This is a genomic window from Deinococcus phoenicis (assembly GCF_000599865.1).
Classification (GTDB): domain Bacteria; phylum Deinococcota; class Deinococci; order Deinococcales; family Deinococcaceae; genus Deinococcus; species Deinococcus phoenicis.
In genome coordinates, this window is the sequence record NZ_JHAC01000039.1 from 37501 (window position 1) to 39621 (window position 2121).

A 2121-nucleotide genomic window follows, 5' to 3' on the forward strand; every position below is an offset into this window, starting at 1 on the left:
GCGTGCAGCGCCCCACCGTGACGCTGCCGGAAGGCGTGCGCGTGCTGCCCGTCTCGCCCCGCTGGTACGTGCAGGCAGGCGAGGGCCTGCTGGGCCGCCTGACCTCGGCGCTGCCGCCCGCGCTGGAAGAAGCCTTCCTGGGCGTGCCGCCCGTGCCCCCCGCCCAGGCCGCCAGTTTCACCCGTGCCCTGCGGGAGAGCTTTCCGGGGCTGGACGTGCCCACCCCCCGCCCGGTCCGCACCGTCCGCACGCCCCTCCAGTACCAGCCGGTCCTGACGCTGCGCGAGGAGCCGGTGGAGATGAGCCGCCGCCAGGGCTGGCGCAGGACGGCGGCGGTAGAACGCCTGGGCATTGCCCACCTCGCCCACCACTACGACGGCAAACCGCTGGACGTGGAACGGCAGAAGTACGTGGACGGCGTCCTGCATCTGGCCTCCCGCGACCCCGCCGCCGAGAAGAAGGCGGGCGGACAGGTCACCCGCACCGGCCTCAAGCGCCTCCAGACGCTGCAAGCACGCGGCGACCATATCCGCCACCCCCGGGCCAATGCCCTCTATGCCTTCGCCGACGAGGCCGACTGGCAGCGCTTCCTGACGGCCGAGGTGCCCAAGCTGGAGGCCAAAGGCTTCCGGGTGGAGGTGGACCCCAGCTTCCCCTATCAGTTTGCCGAGGTCGAGGACTGGTACGGCGAGGCACAGGAGGAGGGCGGCTGGTTCACGCTGGAACTGGGTGTCATCGTGGACGGCGAGCGCCGCAGCCTGATTCCCATCCTGGTGTCGCTGATCGCCGAGCGTCCCGAACTCTTCACGCCCGAGGCCCTGGCCGCCCTGAAGGACGACGACCTCATCACGGCCCGCCTGCCGGATGGCCGCCGCCTCGCCCTGCCTGCCGGGCGTGTCCGGGCGATTCTCAGCGTGCTGGTCGAACTGCACCTGCGCGACCTGCCCGCAGGCCCGCTGCGCCTGCCGGTGCTGGACGCCGCCCGCCTGGCGATGCTGGACGAGGTGCTGCACGCACGCTGGCTGGGGGCTGACCGTTTGCTGGAGCTGGGCCGCCGCCTGCGTTCCTTTCAGGGGGTCTCGGAAGTCCAGCCGCCCGCTGGCCTGAATGCCGACCTGCGCCCCTACCAGCAGCAGGGCCTCGCGTGGCTGCAATTCCTGCGCGAGTACGACCTGGGCGGGATTCTGGCGGACGATATGGGGCTGGGCAAAGCTCAGCCGCTCGACGCCCGCGTGCTGACGCCGGACGGCTGGAGGCGGATGGGCGACCTGCAAGTGGGCGATTTCGTGATGGGCCGGAACGGGAGGCCCACGCAGGTGGTCGGTGTCTACCCGCAGGGCCAGCGCCCCATCTTCCGCCTGACCCTGACCGACGGGGCGAGCGTGGAGGTGGACGAGGACCACCTGTGGGCCGTCAACACCCCCGTTCGCAAGCGGCGGGGGTTGCCGGAACGGGTGCTGACAACGGCACAGATCAAGGATGACCTGGCCGATGCTGCCGGGAATCTCAGGCACTACCCACCGATGGTGGAGCCAGTGCAGTTCGCGCCGCGTGACCTGCCCCTCGACCCCTACACGCTGGGGGCGCTGCTGGGGGACGGTGGGTTGACGCATGGCGTCGGCATCACCTCGGAGGCTGAGCTGGTCGCGGCGCTGGCACTGCCTGACGGCGTGGAAGCGCGCCATACCGCTCGCCTGACCAGGAAGGTCAGCACCTACCGGCTGGTGACGGAAGGGCAGTGGACGCCCAACCCTCTCACCCGTGCCCTGCGGGAACTCGGTCTGCATGGTCTGAAAAGCCGCGAGAAGTTCATCCCAGCCCCCTACCTGCTGGGCAGCGTGGAACAGCGCCTCGCCCTGCTGCAAGGCCTGCTCGACACGGACGGTCACGCGGGCGTGGTGGTGGAGTATGTCAGCGTCTCCGAGGCTCTGGCGCGCGGCGTGGTGGAACTCACGCAGTCGCTGGGCGGAACGGCCCGCATCCGGTGGAAGCGCACGGCGCACACCTATCGAGGCGAACGCCGCGAGGGGACGGCCTGGCGCGTCACGCTCAAGCTCCCCCAGCACCTCGACCCGTTCCGTCTGCCGGAGAAGCTGGCCGCCTATCGCCGCCCGACCAAGT

At 70.7% G+C, this 2121-nt stretch carries 1 protein-coding gene (only partly in view); it reads left to right on the plus strand.

The features are described 5' to 3' along the window. Positions 1-2121, plus strand: part of the annotated coding region (locus DEIPH_RS12610) for an LAGLIDADG family homing endonuclease (protein ID WP_407636511.1) (this coding region is incomplete at its 3' end). 856 nt of the annotated region lie to the left of the window's left edge; 2121 of its 2977 annotated nt are in view.